The organism is Achromobacter sp. 46006 (assembly GCF_059761975.1).
This window is the reverse complement of the sequence record NZ_JCBANN010000144.1, coordinates 1-499: the sequence shown is the minus strand read 5'-3', so window position 1 is coordinate 499 and position 499 is coordinate 1. Positions and strand designations below refer to the sequence as shown.

The 499-nt window shown below is 66.9% G+C and carries 1 protein-coding gene; it reads right to left on the bottom strand.

Annotation, left to right across the window (positions count from 1 at the left end; genetic code table 11):
* Positions 1–499, bottom strand: a 499-nt coding sequence (locus tag AC6LKG_RS26560) for a hypothetical protein (protein ID WP_498169982.1), incomplete at both ends; no start/stop codon positions are given.

Genomic DNA, 499 nt, shown 5'->3' with positions numbered 1-499 from the left:
ACCTCGGTGATCTGCCGGATGGTGCCTTCGTCCGCCGCCACGCCTGCCTGTCCCAGACGCTTGACGATTTCCTCGCGCGAACCCAGGGCGTCCAGCTCGGACAGCCTCAATGACACAGCCGTGAACAGGGACAGGCCGGGCCTGGCCTGCGCGCCGTCGCCCTGCGGCGTCTCGATCTCCGGCGTTTCGGTGGGCTTCTCGACCGGCGGGTCAGCGGGCTTCTCGGCCGGCGGGTCGGCGGGCCTTTCAACCGCCCTGTACGCCAACTGCCATTTTTTCTCCGTGTCGGTGCTGACGATTTCAAGGTTGGGCACGTAGACGGTCAGTCCTTGCGTGACCGAGCCGGTCTTGAAATAGCTGTCGGCCGTGCTCACGGGCGCGGACGCCAGCAGCAGCCTGCCGCTGGCGTTGTCCGGCACCTCGCCACGAACCAGGAGCGTGAGGTCCAGGCTGTTGTCATCGCCCAGCGCCTCGGTGGCGACATGGATGCTGTCGCTTG